General features: G+C 53.0%; 16 protein-coding genes. 6 read left to right on the top strand and 10 right to left on the bottom strand.

The annotated features are described in order from the left end of the window. Positions 1-24 precede the first annotated feature (24 nt). The gene (locus AB3G37_RS12245) at positions 25-1,665 is read left to right on the top strand and encodes a dipeptide ABC transporter ATP-binding protein (RefSeq protein WP_369787918.1); all 1,641 of its coding nucleotides are present in this window, start codon (positions 25-27) and stop codon (positions 1,663-1,665) included. Here AB3G37_RS12245 and AB3G37_RS12240 read toward each other — a convergent pair. The 7 genes from AB3G37_RS12240 to AB3G37_RS12210 are packed head-to-tail and all read right to left on the bottom strand — an operon-like array spanning position 1,662 to position 9,192. Continuing rightward, positions 1,662-2,483: a sulfurtransferase gene (locus AB3G37_RS12240; RefSeq protein ID WP_369787917.1), complete on the bottom strand. Its 822-nt coding sequence runs from the start codon at positions 2,481-2,483 to the stop codon at positions 1,662-1,664. The two genes, AB3G37_RS12245 and AB3G37_RS12240, sit on opposite strands and share 4 nt — an antisense overlap. 4 nt (positions 2,484-2,487) lie before the next feature. Continuing rightward, on the bottom strand, positions 2,488-3,492 hold the full coding sequence (locus AB3G37_RS12235) for an ornithine cyclodeaminase (protein WP_369787916.1): 1,005 nt from the start codon (positions 3,490-3,492) through the stop codon (positions 2,488-2,490). 1 nt (position 3,493) lies between these two features. Further along, positions 3,494-4,492: a 1-aminocyclopropane-1-carboxylate deaminase/D-cysteine desulfhydrase gene (locus tag AB3G37_RS12230; protein WP_369787915.1), complete on the bottom strand. Its 999-nt coding sequence runs from the start codon at positions 4,490-4,492 to the stop codon at positions 3,494-3,496. A gap of 55 nt (positions 4,493-4,547) precedes the next feature. Next, positions 4,548-5,915 carry a M20/M25/M40 family metallo-hydrolase gene (locus tag AB3G37_RS12225; protein ID WP_369787914.1) on the bottom strand — a complete coding sequence of 456 codons (1,368 nt, stop codon included), beginning with the start codon at positions 5,913-5,915 and terminating at the stop codon, positions 4,548-4,550. Next, entirely contained in the window at positions 5,912-6,826 is a 915-nt protein-coding gene (locus AB3G37_RS12220) for an ABC transporter permease (protein ID WP_009636123.1), read from the bottom strand. Before AB3G37_RS12220 ends, AB3G37_RS12225 begins: the two co-directional genes overlap by 4 nt. After that, positions 6,827-7,702: an ABC transporter permease gene (locus tag AB3G37_RS12215; RefSeq protein WP_009636124.1), complete on the bottom strand. Its 876-nt coding sequence runs from the start codon at positions 7,700-7,702 to the stop codon at positions 6,827-6,829. It lies immediately after the preceding gene. Then, positions 7,699-9,192 (bottom strand): ABC transporter substrate-binding protein, encoded by a 1,494-nt coding sequence (locus AB3G37_RS12210; protein WP_369787913.1) that lies wholly within the window; start codon positions 9,190-9,192, stop codon positions 7,699-7,701. The genes AB3G37_RS12215 and AB3G37_RS12210 overlap by 4 nt, the downstream gene beginning before the upstream one ends. 188 nt (positions 9,193-9,380) lie before the next feature. Between AB3G37_RS12210 and AB3G37_RS12205 the strand changes: the two genes are divergently transcribed. Then, positions 9,381-10,037, top strand: coding sequence for a GntR family transcriptional regulator (locus AB3G37_RS12205; RefSeq protein WP_369787912.1), 657 nt, complete (start codon positions 9,381-9,383; stop codon positions 10,035-10,037). Positions 10,038-10,164: 127 nt separating this feature from the next. On the opposite strand, the gene AB3G37_RS12200 is transcribed toward AB3G37_RS12205, so the two are convergent. Next, positions 10,165-11,511, bottom strand: a complete 1,347-nt coding sequence (locus tag AB3G37_RS12200) for an LLM class flavin-dependent oxidoreductase (protein ID WP_369787911.1) — start codon at positions 11,509-11,511, stop codon at positions 10,165-10,167. Positions 11,512-11,583: 72 nt separating this feature from the next. Next, on the bottom strand, positions 11,584-12,582 hold the full coding sequence (locus AB3G37_RS12195; RefSeq protein ID WP_009636129.1) for an LLM class flavin-dependent oxidoreductase: 999 nt from the start codon (positions 12,580-12,582) through the stop codon (positions 11,584-11,586). 190 nt (positions 12,583-12,772) lie between these two features. Here AB3G37_RS12195 and AB3G37_RS12190 point away from each other — a divergent pair, with 190 nt between their 5' ends. Continuing rightward, complete coding sequence (locus AB3G37_RS12190) at positions 12,773-13,186, top strand: hypothetical protein (protein ID WP_369787910.1); 414 nt, start codon at positions 12,773-12,775, stop codon at positions 13,184-13,186. 9 nt (positions 13,187-13,195) lie between these two features. On the opposite strand, the gene AB3G37_RS12185 is transcribed toward AB3G37_RS12190, so the two are convergent. Then, complete coding sequence (locus AB3G37_RS12185) at positions 13,196-14,209, bottom strand: LacI family DNA-binding transcriptional regulator (protein WP_369790950.1); 1,014 nt, start codon at positions 14,207-14,209, stop codon at positions 13,196-13,198. A 329-nt stretch (positions 14,210-14,538) separates the two neighbouring features. Between AB3G37_RS12185 and AB3G37_RS12180 the strand changes: the two genes are divergently transcribed. The 3 genes from AB3G37_RS12180 to AB3G37_RS12170 are packed head-to-tail and all read left to right on the top strand — an operon-like array spanning position 14,539 to position 16,486. Next, positions 14,539-14,859: a PTS sugar transporter subunit IIB gene (locus AB3G37_RS12180; RefSeq protein ID WP_009636132.1), complete on the top strand. Its 321-nt coding sequence runs from the start codon at positions 14,539-14,541 to the stop codon at positions 14,857-14,859. Next, positions 14,859-16,163 (top strand): PTS sugar transporter subunit IIC, encoded by a 1,305-nt coding sequence (locus AB3G37_RS12175; protein ID WP_369787909.1) that lies wholly within the window; start codon positions 14,859-14,861, stop codon positions 16,161-16,163. Before AB3G37_RS12180 ends, AB3G37_RS12175 begins: the two co-directional genes overlap by 1 nt. Before the next feature lie 2 nt (positions 16,164-16,165). Further along, complete coding sequence (locus AB3G37_RS12170) at positions 16,166-16,486, top strand: PTS lactose/cellobiose transporter subunit IIA (RefSeq protein WP_369790949.1); 321 nt, start codon at positions 16,166-16,168, stop codon at positions 16,484-16,486. Positions 16,487-16,500: the final 14 nt, after the last annotated feature.

Raw genomic sequence — 16,500 nt, 5'->3', positions numbered from 1 at the left:
TGTTTATTGTTCAGGCACTCTATTATGGCTATCTCTTCGGCGCTGCTCGACGTTCAGAATCTTACGATTAAAACCGTCAGTGGATCACCGCTGGTCAACAACATTTCTTTTCAGGTGAATCGCCGTGAAATGGTTGCGCTGGTGGGGGAGTCTGGTTCCGGTAAAACGCTGAGTTCGCTGTCGCTGATTGGGCTTTTGCCTGGTGGGCTTGACATGGAAGCCGGCAGCATCAGCCTGAACGGTAAGATTATCGCCAGCTCTGGTCAGCCTTTTGCCGCCTCGGCACGTGGCAAACAGCTCGGAATGATTTTTCAGGAACCGATGACCAGCATGAATCCGGTGCTTAAAGTCGGGGAACAGATCGCCGAAGTATTGGTTCGTCACAAGAAAATTAGCTGGAGGCAGGCGTATCGCGAGGCGGTGGCTCTGCTTGACCGAGTCGGCATTCTCGAGCCGGAGCGTCGCGCGAAACAGTATATTCATCAGCTTTCGGGCGGCATGCGTCAGCGAGTGATGATAGCCAGCGCCATAAGCTGCAAGCCGTTGTTGCTGATTGCCGATGAGCCAACTACCGCGCTTGATGTCACCATACAGGCGCAAATTCTGTCGTTATTACAGGATTTGCAAAACGAGATGGACATGGGCGTGCTGCTGATTACTCACGACCTCAGCCTGGTGGCTCGCTATGCCGATCGCGCCTGCGTGATGCATCAGGGCAATATTGTCGAACAGGGCAACGTGCAGCAGTTGCTTACTCAACCGCAGCAGCCTTACACCCAAAAGCTGATTGCCGCCTCACAGCCCGCTCCGCGCAACAAGGAGGTCTTTGATGCCGGTGAAACGGGTCGTGCTACGCCTTTGATACGGCTGTTTGCGCTGACTAAAAGTTATCCTCAGGCTCAGCGATTGCCTTTTATAGCGGCAAAACGGCAAACCGTGCTTTTTCCCACCACGCTGGATATTCATCGTGGTGAAATTCTGGGATTGATCGGCGAATCCGGTTCAGGCAAGACCACGCTGGGTCGCGCGATTATTGGGCTGATTGAGGCTGACAGCGGTAAAATAGAATTTGATGGTATTTTGCTGAACGGCGCAAATACGGCGACGCGTCATAAAATGCGCAGAAGGGCGCAGATTATCTTTCAGGACCCTTACGCCAGCCTGAATCCCAAGATTACAGTGGGTGAGCAGATAGCCGAACCGCTGCGAGTCTATAAACTACGCGAACCGGCAAAAATTACTGCTCGCGTCGAGGAGCTGTTGACGTTGGTGGGGCTGGAAGCACATCATGCGAGCCGTTTGCCCAGTGCCTTTTCCGGTGGTCAACGCCAGCGCATCGCTATTGCCCGGGCATTGGCGTTGGAGCCAGAATTGCTGGTGGCCGACGAAGCCGTTTCTGCACTCGACCTCTCGGTGCGCGGGCAGGTTTTAGCGCTGCTTGATAACCTGCGTCACCGACTTGGCCTGACAGTGCTGTTTATCAGTCATGATCTTGCGGCGGTTAAGCAGGTTTGCGACCGCGTGGTGGTGCTGTATCACGGAAAAATAGTTGAAACAGGCGAAACCAATCAGGTACTTATCGCCCCTCGGCATGCCTATACGCAGCAACTGATTGCCGCAGCGCCCGACATTACTCAGGCTCTGCGGCTTCGCAAAGCCAGCTAAATATCGCTGAGCATTGGCAGCTCGCGGTGCTCGGCCCATTCGTGCCAGGAACCGACGTAGATTGCCAAATTTTTAAAACCGGCAAGGCTCAGGGCGGCATAAATCGTTGCTGCACGCGCGCCTCGATGGCAATAGATTACCGTTCTTTGATTGGCCGACAATCCTGTCTTTTCTGCCAGACAGCGTAAAGCGGCGGGATCAAGAAACTTGCCATCCTGCAACACATCCTCCCAAAACAACAGCACGGCACCGGGTATTCTGCCCGCTCTGTGGCAGCAGTCATGAGCAAATTTTCCGTTGAACTCGCTGGGGCGGCGTGCGTCAACTAAAATGCTGCCATTTTGGTGTATAGACAAAACCTCTTCACGCGTTGCTACCAGCTGATGCCGCGCCTTGGGTACTGTAGAGCTATCAAAATACTCCGGGCTGACTGTCGCGCTGTAACCATTGCCGGGTAACCACTCGCCTCCTGCGGCAATCCAGCTATCAAGGCCGCCGTCGAGAATCAATGCCTGTTCCATCCCGGAAAATAGTGCAAACCAGGCACCTCGGGGTGAACGCATGCCCACCTGTTGCTCGAAAAAAACAGGAGTGACGTTGTCACCCAGGAGTAACTGCTGCCAGGCATGATGGAACGCATTGGCCATTTGTTGAACGCCATACTCCGTGCTGTCCGGGATAAAATAGTCATAGACATTGAGATGATAAGCACCCGGCAACGTTTGTCGCTGCCAGTCGGCTTTTTCCCTGACGTCAATCAGAACAAATTGCTCGCCGGTTTTCATTCGTTGCAGCAGATCGATTGCGTTAATTAGCATGGGTTCAACTTTCCAGAGAAAAAGGCGCTTCGGGAAAAAGCGGCAGTAAAGTGCCGAGTTTTAGGTCTGAGGCGCACGCCAGCACTCGGGAAGCCAAAGCGATATCAAACACGTTCAAACCAAAAGAGGAAAAATATACACAGTCGTCAGCAGCAGGACGCCAACCGTCTATCAACAAATTGCTTAAATCGGCGTCTACCTGTCCTGCATTAAACTCACCGGCGCGATACATTTGAAACAGGCTTTTGGCGCTGGTTGCACAAAAATCGCCCCACAGATCGACCACTACTCGGTCAGCTTGTTTAATCGCGGCAAAGTTGACTTCGTGATAGCCCACCTGAACGACCAGCCTGCCCGGTTTGATGACTGCACTATCGACGATCGGTTGAGCTGCGCTGGTACAGGTGATTACTGCATCGAATTCTTGTGCGAGCAGCGGGGAAAGCTCGGCATGTTGCACCAGTGGCCAGGTGGCAGACCAATCCGCCAGCACTATTTTTTGTGGATTTCGATGCCACCAGTCAACGCGCTGGAGGTCGGGGAAAAGCTGACTCAGCATCTGCAAATGTGCCCGTGCCTGAACGCCCGCGCCAAGTAACAGCACGCGTTTAAGTTTGCGTGGGGCGGCATGGTGCAAGGCGACGGCAGTCACTGCGGCTGTGCGCGCTGCGGTCAGTGACCCGCTTTCTACTAGTCCCAAAGGTAAGCCATTATCGGCACGATTGATAAGCGTCAATGCCATGGCCTGTGGCAGCCCATCGTCTGCATCGGGTCGATGCGCAGTCCATTTGACGCCTGCGGCGTTGAAACGACCGCCAACACGAGCCGGTAAGGCGTAAGCTTTGCCGCGATCTCCTGCAAGCCGGACATGAGTTTCAGCGGGCATTTCTGCCTGTCCTTGCCGCATTAAGGTGACAACGTCACAGACATCTTGCCATGCCTGTTGTGCATCATTGCCGCCTGCGGCATCGACATCCTGCTGACTTAAATAGCGAAACCCGGCGCTCACTCTAATGGTCCAGCAAAGTTTTAGCGAAAGGATAAAGTGCCGGAGAACCGCCGCAGTGGACAAAAATCACACTTGATCCAGCCTGAATTTTTCCTTGCTCAACCAGACTGATTAATCCGTGCATCGCCTTGCCGGTATAAACCGGGTCCAGCAACACGCCTTCAGCTTGTGCAACGCGGTAAATCGCCTCAATACCGCCGTCGGAAGGCACACCATAGGCCGTTCCGACAAAGCCGTCTTCTATCCAGATATCCTCTGGAGACCAGCTTTGTGGCCACTCGAGCAGGTTGGCGCAGTCCTGTGCCATGGCAGATATTTTGTCCTGAAACCATGGCGCTTTGGCGCTAACGCTGATACCGACGATTTTAGTCTCTGGCCAGAACTGGCGTGCCCCGACGTAAAGACCCGCCAGCGTACCGCCCGAGCCGGTGGGTGCAACGATCACCTGCGGAGGTTGCTGATTTCGCTGTTTAAGTTGCGCATCCATTTCTTCAATGGCTTTTACATAGCCTAAAGCGCCCAACGGCGTGGCCCCGCCGAGGGGAATGATCAGCGCTTTTTCACCGCGCGCGTTCGCAGCAGCTGCATGGGCGTTCATTGCCCCTTCAATTTGCGTGAAATATTCGTCTGGATCGAGAAACTCCAGCTCAGCGCCAAAAAGCTTATCCAGCAGCAGGTTACCCTGATAGACCTCGGGTTGATTGCCGCGCAATACCAGCACCGGCTTCATCCCGAACTTACGCGCCGCCGCGGCAACCATCCGCGCATGGTTGGACTGATGCCCGCCAGTGGTGATCACGACATTGACTCCCTGTTGACAGGCCTCAGCCATCAGGTACTCCAACTTGCGAACCTTGTTGCCACCACCGCCAAACCCGGTGTAGTCGTCACGTTTGATATCAAGCTTGATTCCCAGCGAATTACCCAGCGTGTCAAGACGTTCCAGCGGTGTAGGAAAAAAACCTAGCGAAACTCGTTCAAAATCGTTGGCGTGTTTCATTGTTAAAACTCCAAGGCTTATTTTTGATTAAGAGTACTGCTTCCCGGTGTTGGTGCTAAATTGCAGATGATTGGCAAAAATTGATAATCCAGTCGGCGATCGACTGCTGAAAACGAGCCAGCCCGCGCAGAGTCACAAATTCGTTAACGCCGTGAGCATTTCCGCCATGGCCAAGTCCACCGATCAAAAACGCGGGGGCAATATGCGCAAAGGTATAGGCTGGGGCGCACCCTGGAGCCCACGGCCAAACCTGAGGATTTGCTCCCTGTAACTGATAACTGTTCAGTAGTTCGGCGACCCCCGGCGAGTCATAGGCAAAGCGATGGCCGGGATAGCTGTCGTTTAGTCGTAGCTCAACGCCTTGCAAATCCGGCCGGGACAGTGTTTCGCGAATGTTTTGCAGGATTTTCTCACCGTTGATGCCCGGAGCAACGCGCAATGCAAGCTGGGCACTGGCGCTGTGCGGGATAACGCCGCGTGCGTCCAGCGGGTCACTGCGAATTTCGGCCAACGTCAGCACTGCGCCGTTGATTAACTGTTGCAGGCAGCTCAAAGTGTCACCCCTGACGAACAACCGCTGGCTGCGGCGAAAGCGCAACTCATCCTCAATGCTAAAGGTTGCGGCCAGCACGGTGAGCAGTTTTTGAGCCTCGGGGTCAATGGGTAAACGTTCAATTACGCCGTTTGCTTCTGCCGGAGCAAGAGCATTGAGCGCCTGCACCAATTTCCACACCGGGTTGGCTATCCAGTTGGCATTGCTGGCATGAATCGCCGCCTCAGGGCCGCCCCAGTCACCGCCTTTGACGCGCAGCTCGCCCGCCGTCAGCCCGCTGAAACCTAAATAGACCCGGGGTTCCCCGCCGCCGTATTCACATAGCGAAGGGAAAAACACCGCTTCTGCAGGGGAGATCGGGCAAGGCGTTTGTGCCAGATAGCGGCGCAGATAGCCGCTGCCTGTTTCTTCCTGCCCTTCGATAATCAGTTCAATATTAACGGTTAAATTGCCATTATCGCAGAGGGCCTTCAGCGCCATCAGCATGCCTGCCAATGGACCTTTATTGTTTTCGGCACCGCGAGCGATAAACACGTCGCCCAGTAAGGGATCGGTTTGCAGGCCGCCGCGAAACGGTGGAAAGGCCCAGTCCTGTTCATCTGCAGGCATCACGTCGTACATGTTGTACAGCACTAGCGTTTTGCTGGCCTGATTGTTGATGCGAACATGCACCAGCGGCGGAACGTCGAGCAAAAGCTGCTGGCTGACCGGTAGCACAGCAACGGCCCCAAGATGGTCAACCATCCAGTGTTCCAGCCACTGGGCCAGAGCCTGTTGCTGATTTAGCTCTCCGGCTATGCTAACAAAAGGAGTGATTGCGCTGAGTAAATCCAGCGTCGGCCGTAGCGACTCGGGGATGATAACGCTCATAGGCGGATCCTCGGATTCAGCACCACGTAAAGCAGGTCAATAATCAGATTCACCCCGACAAAGACCAGCGCCGCAAGCAGTACGATAGCCTGTACCAGCGGGAAATCGCGGTTTTGAATCGCCTGTACCGCCAGTCGGCCAATGCCCGGCCAGGCAAAGATAATCTCCGTCACCAGCGCGCCACCCAGCAGAGAAGCGAAGTACATGCCTTGCACGGTGATCACTGGAATAAGGGCGTTGCGCAAGCCATGACGCACCACAATACGCCATTGACTCAAGCCCTTGGCGCGCGCGGTGCGAATATAGTCTTGTTGCAAAACGTCAATCAGGCTGGCGCGGATTAATCGCGCGATAGCACTCATATAATAAGCGCCGAGGCTAATGGCGGGCATCACCAGTTGACTGGCAGAACCATAGCCACTGGAGGGAAGCCAGCGTAGGTTAAGGCTAAACAAAATAATCAGCAGCAGCCCCAGCCAGAATACCGGCACTGCCTGTCCGCTAAAGGCCAGCAGGCGGGAGATTAAATCCCACACGCTGTTTTGATAGAGCGCGCTGACGATGCCAAGCACTAAACCCGCCAGCGTGCTCCAGGCCAGCGCGGTTATCGCCAGCAGCAGCGTCGCAGGAACGCGTTGTGCAATAAGCTCGGTCACCGGCTGACTGTAGCGCAGCGAATCGCCAAGATTGCCGTGCAGTACACTGGTCAGATAGTGCCAATATTGCCAGCTTAGCGATCGGTCAAAGCCCATGCTGTGACGGAAATTGTCTATCTCTTGCTGAGTCGAACCGGGCGGCATCATAACCGCCGCCGGGTCGCCGGTCAGATGCAGGCTATAGAAAATCAGCAGCGAGACGCCCAGCATCACCAGCACTGACTGCCCGAGACGTTGCAGAATATAGCGCAGCATTTAATCAAGCCTCGTATGCGTTTTACGCAGCAGGCTATCACCCAGCAGGTTACAGCCGATTACCAGCGCAGCAATCACTAAACCGGGATACAGCACCAACCACTGTGCCAGCAGCATGTAAGAGCGACCTTCGCCGATAAGATTCCCCAACGTTGCCGTCGGGGGCTGAATACCCATACCGAGGAAGCCAATCGAAGCTTCCAGCACGATTAGACGGGGAATATCCAGCGTCAGCAGCACTATCAGCGGCGTCATCAGGTTAGGCAGCACGTGGCGCAACAGGATCCGCGGCGTCGAAAAACCCATTGCTCTGACGGACTCGATATACTCCAGCTCGCGAATTTCCAGCGTTTTGGCCCGTGCGACGCGAGCATAAATCGCCCAACTGGTGACGCCCATTATCACAATGATGTTGGTGAGCGTTGCGCCGAACAGCGCCATAACCAGCAAAATCAACAGGATAAACGGCACGGCCAGCTGGATATCCATCAGCCGCATGATCACTGCATCCAGCCAGCCGCCGACATAACCGGCAATCATGCCTAATGCCGAGCCAATCACCGCCGCAATCAGCGCGGCCAGTAACACCACCATCAGCGAGAGTCGGGTTCCTGCAAGAATTCGCGACAACAAATCGCGGCCTAACTGATCGGTGCCGAGCCAGTGAATGCCGCTGGCGGTATGCGTTCCAGGGGGAGAAAAGGCCGCCGCCAGACTGTTGGTCAGTGGGTTGGCCAGCGGCAACCAAGGGGCAAGCAGCGCAGGAACAATCACCACCAGCAGCAGCAGGGCGCCCAGCACGCCGTCACCATAAAAACGGCGACGGGCGCGTTTAGGAGCAAGCACCTTTTGCACAGCGGAACGCAGCAGGATCATTTCAGCCTCAGGTCAAACAGCGGAATACGCGAGTCGGCGCGGCCGGTAAAGGTCAGGGCATCAGAACTGGCGTAAAGCGCATCTTCCTTGTAAAGCGGGATTAACGGCTGTTGCTGCGCCACCACCTGCTGGACCTGCTGTAGAATCTTCTCGCGCCTGGCCGAGTCTACCGTCAGGCGGCTGCTGTCGAGCAGCTTATCAAGCTCCGGGGAATTGACCGTGGAGTAAGGTTCGCCAGAGTGCAGGATCGGATACAGAGCGGCGTCGGCGTCGAGAGTTTGCGTCGAGCCCCAGGCCAGCATGTAAATCGGAGCCTGTTTCTGTGCGGCAACCTGTTGGGTATAGACAGACCATTCCGGCACTTCGAGCTGGGCCTTCACGCCAATAGCCGCCAGATCCTGCACAATGGCCTGCGCCACGTCGGCACTGGCAATATAGCGGCGGGGCGCCTGAAACTTGATGCTAAAGCCGTTCGGATAACCGGCTTCTGCCAGCAGCGCTTTCGCTTTGGCGACATCCTGCGCCGCAGCGGGGATCGCCAAATAGCCAAAATCTTTTGGCCCGGCCATGGTGCCAGTTGGCGTCCCAAAGCCGTGCAGCAGGTCGCGGGTGTAAGCCTCGCGGTTTAATGCCAGTGATAAAGCCTGACGCACGCGCACATCGTTAAGCGGTTTCTGATCATTCTTCAGGCCAAGATAAATCGTCAGACCGCCATTTTTAACCTGCTCAAGATGAATGCCGGATTTATTTTTCAACGCAGGAACCAGATCGGCCGGTACCCCATCGACCAGTTGAACTTCACCCGTCAGCAGGGCAGTAACGCGCGCCGTCGCCTCCGGAATTGGCCGCCAAGTCACGGTATCTATTGAAGGTTTACCGCGCCAGTAATCAGGATTTGCCTGCATGACTACTTTTTCATCGGGAATAAATGCGCTCAGGGTATAAGCTCCTGAGCCAACAGGCTTGCGGGCAAACTCCGCCGCGCCGACTTTTGTCACATAGGCCGGTGGCACGATATAAGTTGGATAACGGCTCATCCGCGTTGGCAGCAGCGGATCGGGGCCGTTGGTGTGAATTTTCACCTGATATTCACCGCTGACTTCCACGGATTTGATGGTGCGAATGTACGAAATGGTTGGCGCGTGGTTGGCTGGGTCAAGGATACGGTCGATGGAGAATTTTACCGCCTGCGCGTTAACCGGTTCGCCGTCGGTGAACTTCACGCCCTGACGAAGGGTAAACTCCCAGGTATTGTCGTCCAGCGCTTTCCAATCCGTCGCCAGCCCCGGTATCAATTTCATATTGGCATCGCGTAATACCAAGGTGTCGAACAGGTTATCAACTAACGTAGCCGGTTCTTTTAGAAAGCCGGGATCCATCGCCGTCGCGGAAGTTGTTTGCGCGATGACCAACTCGGAAGCCACGGCTGCAGGAGCCATCAGGCTTACCAACACCGCCAGCGTTGCCAATTTGAATGCAGGATATTTCATTTACGGTCATTCCCAAGGTGACGCCGTCAAAGAAAACGACGGAAATTAAAGTTAATTGGCTGGATCACAAAAACGTTCACACAATGTTCAATTCCCTAATACATGATATATCCTATATAATGTATTTTTGGCAAGCTACGGATTAAACCGCAAAAGAAAAGCCCAATTTTTGCTAAAGGAAATGTCACATGTTCGAGATGGAAAAAGCGCAGCGTGTCAGCCTCACCATGCAGGTGGAAGCCAAGCTGAAAGGGGCATTGATAGTCGGCGTGCTTAAGCCCGGCGCGCGTTTGGTGACTAAAGAAATTGCTGAACAGTTGGGCACCAGCGTGACTCCGGTGCGCGAAGCTTTGCTGCGTTTAGTGTCTGCCGGTGCTCTGGATGCTACGCCGGCGCAGGCTTTTTTAGTGCCAAAAATACCGCTGGCGCGCTATCAGGAAATCACCCTGATCCGCAAAAATCTTGAGGGATTGGCGGTGGCGCAGGCCTGTGGACAAATCACGCTCCAGGATATCGAGCAGCTAAAAGCGTTAAACGCGCAATTTATGGCGGCTAAAATCGAACATAACGTCGAACGGGCGTTGCAGGCCAACCGCGAGTTTCGTTTCGCACTGTATGATTTGGCAAAAATGCCAACTTTAACCGCGCTGATAGAACAGCTTTGGGTGCAGATTGGCCCGTGCTTTAACTATCTTTATCCGCAATCTACCCAGATGGCGCAGGGGCAGCATAATTACGATCAGCTATTGGTAGCTTTGGCGGCGGGCGACAGCAAGCGCTGCATCAAGCTTATCCATAAGTCGATAGACGACGGTGCCGCGATTTTGGAGAAACACTACTTTTGAGTTCAGGCTTTATAAAACAGCGGCTTAAATTAATTATTGACGCGATAAAAAATTCATAAAGAAAACCACTGAAGAGGTGTTCAGTGGTTGATGTTTTAGAACGGGGGTCGGTAAAGATATCGCTGTTTTATGCGCTAACTTTCACGGTTTTGATCGCAGTTTTGGCAGTGAACTGATTTTCAGGCTCTCTCAATCCAAGGTTTTCACGCAGCGTATTGCCTTCATATTCAGTGCGATACAGGCCACGTTTTTGCAGGATTGGGATCACTTGATCAATGAAATCGTCGAACGCAGTCGGTGTGCCGCCGCGAACAATAAAACCGTCGGTAGCGCCAAAAGTAAACCAGTGCTCGAAACCGTCAGCGATGTCTTCGGCAGTGCCGATAAACGAGGGCCGAGGTGTGGCAGCTTCCAATGCTGCCTGACGCAGTGTTAATCCACGTTTTTTGGCATCCTGTTTAATCGTCTCGGTGGTGCTGCGGAAGCTATTTTCTCCCAGTTCGCCAATTTCCGGGAACGGCGCATCCAGCTCGTACTGGCTAAAATCATGGTGTTCAAAGTAGCGGCCGAGATATTCCAGCGCCTTATCGATAGTCACCAACTGTGCGGTTTGCTGATATTTCTGCTCGGCGTCATCGAGATTTTCACCCACTATCACACTTGTGCCCTGAAAAATAACAATACTTTCAGCATTATAGCCCTTTGCCACCCGCTGTCGTTTTACGTCCTGATAGAACTCACGCGCCAGCTCCGGCGTTTCCTGACGGGTGTAAATAGCATCAGCGGCCTCGGCGGCAAAGGCTTTCCCTTGCTCCGATGCACCGGCCTGAAAAACAATCGGGCGACCCTGCGGTGAGCGGCCAACGTTTAAGGGGCCTTGTACAGAATAATATTTGCCGTGGTGGTTAAGCGTGTGCAGTTTATTGCTGTCGAAGAACTGCCCGCTGTCTTTATTGCGCACAAACGCCTCTTTTTCCCACGAATCCCACAGCCCTTTTGTCACCTGCAAATATTCGCTGGCAATACGGTAGCGCTCATCGTGTTCCGGGTGCTTGTCGCGTGAGAAGTTTTTGGCCGAGCCTTCCAACGGTGAAGTCACTACGTTCCAGCCTGCGCGCCCACCGCTGAGGTGATCGAGACTGGCAAATTGGCGAGCCACGTTAAAAGGCTCGCTGTAGGAGGTTGAAAGGGTAGCGACCAGTCCGATTTTTTTAGTCACCAGCGACAGTGCAGAGAGCAGTGTGACTGGCTCGAAGCGGTTAAGGAAATGAGGAATCGACTGGGCGGTGATATACAGCCCGTCGGCGACAAACAGGAAATCAAATTTCGCCTGCTCGGCACGTTGCGCTAATTGTTGAACAAACTCGACGTTGATACTGGCATCGGCGACCGCGTCGGGATGACGCCACGCAGACATATTGCCTGACGCCCCTTGAATAATCGCGCCCAGGCGTAACATTTTTTTCCCGCTCATGATGGTTCCTCGTCAGAATACTGGCCGCAGCTCAAGGCGCTGCGCGTGGCACATTGCGTGATAGGTGAATCGTCAAGCCAGGGCTACGCTGGCGCTGGCCAACAGTTCCAGCGAACGCAGTCGGGCCCTGGCTTCGACAATCGGTGAATCAATCACAAACTCTTCAACGCCAAATTTTGCCTGCAAAGCTTCCAGCTGCTGGTGAACTTCTTCACCAGTGCCGGCCAGCACCGCAGACTTGCGCTCTTCGATTTTGTGAGACTCCGCTTTGGACTGGCGGATGTAGGCTTCGGCCTGTTCCAGGCTGCCGACATTAACGCGCTGACCATCGCTGCCAATTACGCGGTAAAGCTGACCTTCTTCTACCCGTTTTTTGGCCTGTTCGCTGCTATCGGCGACAACCACCGGCACCGCCAACAGGGCTCGGCGTCCGTTGCTATCGTGGGTATAGGCACTCAGCGCGCGGGAAATATCGCGCTCGTCGGCATTCAGATGCGCGGCAAACACGAAGTTCCAGCCGAGCCTGGCCGCGAGGCGGGCGCTTTCTTCACTGGCACCGAGCAGGAAACGGGCGGCGGTTTGTGGCGGCTGCGGCGTCACGGAAAGGGTATCGCCGTTCTGTTCTCTGACCGGTACAGACAGCCAGTCATCCAGCAGTTGCAGCTGATCGGCAAACTCGCCTTTAAGTTTATGATCAACCGCGTATTGCAATGCATGAGTCGACAGAGGTAATCCGCCCGGGGCCTTGCCGATACCGATATCCACACGGCCAGGAGCCAGCGACGCCAACTGGTTAAAGTTTTCGGCAACCTTGAACGGGCTGTAATGCTGTAGCATCACGCCACCAGAGCCGACGCGCAGCTTGCGGGTATGTGCCAATATCCAGGCAATAACAATTTCCGGTGAGGAAATTGCCAGCTTGTCCGTATTATGATGCTCGGCCAGCCAAAAACGGTGGTAGCCCCATTGTTCAGCCTTTTGTGCCAGTTCCAGCGTGCGTTTCAGTGCCCCGGCGGCGTCTTCGTGTTCGTCAAGCGGGCTTTTATCCAATAAACTTAAACGGTATCCCATCCTTTTTCCTTATCTGTGCTCGGGGAGTATTATTTGCGATTATTGAATTGCGAAACAGATGAAGTAAAACAACAATAGTTGCTATCAAGTTGCGTTAAATGAAATAGCGAGTAAGCGAAGGCGTTGGCGAGTGAAATCAATCAGCAAAGGGCAGCAGGTCTCAGGCAATGAATGCAGCAGGTCTCAGGCAATGAATAATGAAACGATCGATACTTTTCGTCAGCAGCTGTTCACGCTGGCACGAACATTAAAAATTGATCCACTGGTGCCGGAAAATCAGGTCAGCGATCGCGTGGCGCTGAGCTTTCGCAAGTTGCTTAACTTCCTGGCTCAGCACGGTGAGATAAGTCTTGCGGGATTGTTAGCCTATCCGGCTGCGGCAGAGGCGCAAGCCACGTTGGCGGAAATCATGCAGGAGAATCTGGCCGACGCACAGCAGGGAGGCGTATTCCGTCAGGATATTTCTGTGATTTTATTAGGAAAGTTTTTCACGGGTATGCTGCTTCAGCTGGCGCAGACTCCCGCTGAACCGGCGTTGCGCCACCAGCAGAGTCTGGCCGCGACGCGTTTATTTTGCGAGGGTGCCGGGCAGCAGCCAGATTAAAAGACATTATCAAGCGTAAGGGCCGGGGCCGAGCGAATCGCGGATAATCAGCTCGCCGGGGAACGGCTGCAAGGCGTCAATGGGTTTTCCGTCCATCATATCCACCAACTGTTTCAGCGTGGTCTCGATCATCTCCGCCACCGGCACGCGCACGGTACTCAACGACGGAATAAAATACGAGGCCATTGAAATATCATCGAAACCAATCAATGACACATCCTGTGGGATGCGTTTGCCCATTGCGTGTAAATGGTTAGCAGCGCCGAGAGCCATATCATCGTTGCTGGCAACCAAGGCCGAGAAAGTTATGCCACGATCCAGCAAAATTTTTGCTGCGTCTATGCCACTGCGCGGAGTCCAACCGCCTTCTGCGATATATTGCTCGCGATAATCAATGCCGTATTTTTCCAGCGCGATTTTGTAGCCGCGAAAACGACTGTCGGCAGATGGGGAACCAGCCAGCCCGCGAATAAAAGCAATATCACGATGACCGCGATTAATCAGATGACTGACGGCGTTGAAACTATATTGCTGATGGTCGGCATAAACACAGTGCTGTGGGCTATTTTCCAGCCGGCGATTGACCGCAATAATAGGTTTGGGTGAGCTTTCAATAATGGCCGTTAATTCATCGGCATTCAGAAAGCGCGGATAAACGATAATACCGTCGCAGCGTAGGTCGAGCAAAAACTCAATGGCCTGACGCTCTTCTTCCGCGCTGTGTTTGCCGTCAACCAGCACCAGCTGGCGACCGTAACTTTCCGTCAACGTCGCTGTCTGAAACAGGAGTTCAGTGAAGTAAGGGCCGTTGTACAGAGTGTTACTGACCATCAGGCCAATGCTTTGCGATTTGCTGGTGGCCAGATTCCTTGCCAACAGGTTAGGGCGATAGCCCGTTTCTTCAATGGCTTTAAATACGCGGTCGCGAGTCGTCTTGCTGACATAACTATTTCCGGCCAAAACGCGAGAGACTGTCGCTTTGGAAACTCCCGCCTTGTTGGCAACATCAAGCATGGTAATCATCATTTTTTCCCAGAACCGCCATTTGCATCTGGCTATGGTACATTTTATTTGTTTAGGTGACACGTTATTCAGTTTTATTGCTTTTAATATTAATGCGTTTATTTTCTCTGTGAATAACAACCCACTGTAATTCACTGTCATTTATAACTTCTTTTGTATATTAATAATATTCTCAATCGCTAGGAACTCCTCTATTTCTTTACGGAAATTTAACGTTATACGGGGCTTTGCGATCAGTGTCACAATTTAAGTTAACTAATCTGAAACCGGTTGCAGAAATGGCGATGACTTGTATATTTTAATTTAAACACTGTGATGAGGTATTAATGATGAATAAGATCTTACTGTGCTGTGCCGCCGGAATGTCCACCAGTATGCTTGTCCAGCGCATGGAAAAATATGCCGCGCAAAATAATATCGAAGTCGAGATCAACGCCATCGCTTTCGATGAGTTTAGTGATGAAATTCAAAACTATGACTGTTGCCTGTTGGGGCCGCAAATCAAGTACAAGCTGGCAGAGTTCAAGGCCATCGCCGAGGAGTACAACAAGCCGGTGGAGGTGATCGACACCATGGATTACGGCATGATGAATGGCGAGAAAATTCTTCATAAAGCATTGAGTATGATTACGTCTGACGAGGAAAAATAATGAGCACAATCAGTGAGTCATTATTTGGCGTGATTGAAAACCGCATCAGCCCGATTGCGGCAAGGCTCTCGGGTCAGCGCCACGTCGTCGCCATCAAAGACGGGTTTATCTCTTCAATGCCGTTCTTGATAGTCGGCTCTTTTATGCTGTTATTTGCCCATCCACCGTTCAGCGCCAATAGCCAATGGGCGTTTGCGCAATGGTGGCTTGGCATGGTTGCTCGGCACAGCGACCAAATAATGATGCCATATAATATGACCATGGGCATTATGGCGGTCTATATTGCTGCTGCCATCGCTTATAATCTGGCGCAGAGTTATAAGATGAATGGTTTTATGGCCGCGATGTTATCACTGATGGCATTTTTAGTGGTCGCGTCGCCACAAAGCAATAGCGCGTTACCGGTCGGCTCATTGGGCGGGGAGGGAATATTTACTGCTATTTTAGTCAGTCTATATTCCACAGAATTAATGCATTTCCTGCAAAAGCATAATATCGGTTTTAAATTACCCGAGCAGGTACCGCCAAAAATCCGTCAGTCTTTCGATCTATTAATTCCTATTCTGGCTATTTTTATAACGCTATTTCCATTAAGCCTGTTTATTCAGCATCAATTCGGCATGCTGCTACCACAGGCAATTATGTCTGTTTTCGCGCCGATTATTTCAGCCTCAGACTCGCTACCGGCCATTTTAATCGCTGTGCTTCTCTGTCACTTGCTGTGGTTTGCCGGTATTCACGGTGCGGTTATTGTGGGCGGTATTTTGCAGGCTTTCTGGTTGACCAATCTCGGCATTAATCAGCAAGAACTTAACGCCGGTCAGCCGATCACACAGATCTTTATCGAACCATTCTGGCAGTTCTTTATTGTGGTGGGCGGTTCAGGCTCGACCATGGGGCTGGTATTGCTTTATTTGCGCAGTAAATCTGCCCACCTCCGCTCGATTGGCAAGCTGGGACTGGTGCCGAGCATGTTCAACATCAACGAGCCGGTTATTTTTGGCTCGCCGGTAGTGATGAATCCGCTGCTGTTTATCCCTTTCATTACTGCTCCTTTAGTTAACGCAGTGATTGCCTATACCGCAACGCGCACCAATCTGGTCAATCACGTGGTGTCACTGGCTCCGTGGACCACGCCTGGCCCGATCGGTGCCGCCTGGTCAACCGGCTGGGATTTCCGCGCCATTATTCTGGTCGGCGTGCTGCTGTGTATCTCGACGCTGATTTATTACCCGTTCTTCAAAATGTATGAAAAACAGCTCATCGAACAGGAAGAACCTCATCTGCAACCGGTGGAGAACTGATGATGGAACTCGAAAATGTGGTCATGGAACTGATTATTCAGGCCGGCGAGGCGCGATCCTGCTCGATGGAAGCGCTGCGAGCCGCGCGGGAAAATGACTGGGCGCTGGCGGACCAGCACCTTACCGCAGCCAAAGTTGCTGCCCGCGAAGCCCATAAAATCCAGACCCAGCTGATTGGGGCAGATGAGGGTGCCGGAAAAATCCCCGTTACGCTGATTCTGGTTCACGCACAGGATCACCTGATGAACGCCATGCTCTGCCGTGAACTGGTAGAAGAAATAATCCATTTACATCGCGAAATTTTTGCGTTGAAAAACCGTTAATCAAGGAGCGAATC

Origin of the sequence: Rouxiella sp. WC2420 (genome assembly GCF_041200025.1) — a bacterium.
Lineage (GTDB): Bacteria > Pseudomonadota > Gammaproteobacteria > Enterobacterales > Enterobacteriaceae > Rouxiella.
The sequence above is the reverse complement of the archived record's forward strand: the minus strand, read 5'-3'. Positions and strand labels throughout refer to the sequence as shown.

Excerpts from the sequence above, each read along its gene's own strand:
- AB3G37_RS12230 (WP_369787915.1), bottom strand. The coding sequence starts at position 4,492 with ATGAAACACGCCAACGATTTTGAACGAGTTTCGCTAGGTTTTTTTCCT.
- AB3G37_RS12245 (WP_369787918.1), top strand. The coding sequence starts at position 25 with ATGGCTATCTCTTCGGCGCTGCTCGACGTTCAGAATCTTACGATTAAA.
- AB3G37_RS12225 (WP_369787914.1), bottom strand. The coding sequence starts at position 5,915 with ATGAGCGTTATCATCCCCGAGTCGCTACGGCCGACGCTGGATTTACTC.
- AB3G37_RS12170 (WP_369790949.1), top strand. The coding sequence starts at position 16,166 with ATGGAACTCGAAAATGTGGTCATGGAACTGATTATTCAGGCCGGCGAG.
- AB3G37_RS12195 (WP_009636129.1), bottom strand. The coding sequence starts at position 12,582 with ATGGGATACCGTTTAAGTTTATTGGATAAAAGCCCGCTTGACGAACAC.
- AB3G37_RS12205 (WP_369787912.1), top strand. The coding sequence starts at position 9,381 with ATGTTCGAGATGGAAAAAGCGCAGCGTGTCAGCCTCACCATGCAGGTG.
- AB3G37_RS12190 (WP_369787910.1), top strand. The coding sequence starts at position 12,773 with ATGAATAATGAAACGATCGATACTTTTCGTCAGCAGCTGTTCACGCTG.
- AB3G37_RS12215 (WP_009636124.1), bottom strand. The coding sequence starts at position 7,702 with ATGATCCTGCTGCGTTCCGCTGTGCAAAAGGTGCTTGCTCCTAAACGC.
- AB3G37_RS12240 (WP_369787917.1), bottom strand. The coding sequence starts at position 2,483 with ATGCTAATTAACGCAATCGATCTGCTGCAACGAATGAAAACCGGCGAG.
- AB3G37_RS12220 (WP_009636123.1), bottom strand. The coding sequence starts at position 6,826 with ATGCTGCGCTATATTCTGCAACGTCTCGGGCAGTCAGTGCTGGTGATG.
- AB3G37_RS12175 (WP_369787909.1), top strand. The coding sequence starts at position 14,859 with ATGAGCACAATCAGTGAGTCATTATTTGGCGTGATTGAAAACCGCATC.
- AB3G37_RS12180 (WP_009636132.1), top strand. The coding sequence starts at position 14,539 with ATGAATAAGATCTTACTGTGCTGTGCCGCCGGAATGTCCACCAGTATG.
- AB3G37_RS12185 (WP_369790950.1), bottom strand. The coding sequence starts at position 14,209 with ATGATTACCATGCTTGATGTTGCCAACAAGGCGGGAGTTTCCAAAGCG.
- AB3G37_RS12200 (WP_369787911.1), bottom strand. The coding sequence starts at position 11,511 with ATGAGCGGGAAAAAAATGTTACGCCTGGGCGCGATTATTCAAGGGGCG.
- AB3G37_RS12210 (WP_369787913.1), bottom strand. The coding sequence starts at position 9,192 with ATGAAATATCCTGCATTCAAATTGGCAACGCTGGCGGTGTTGGTAAGC.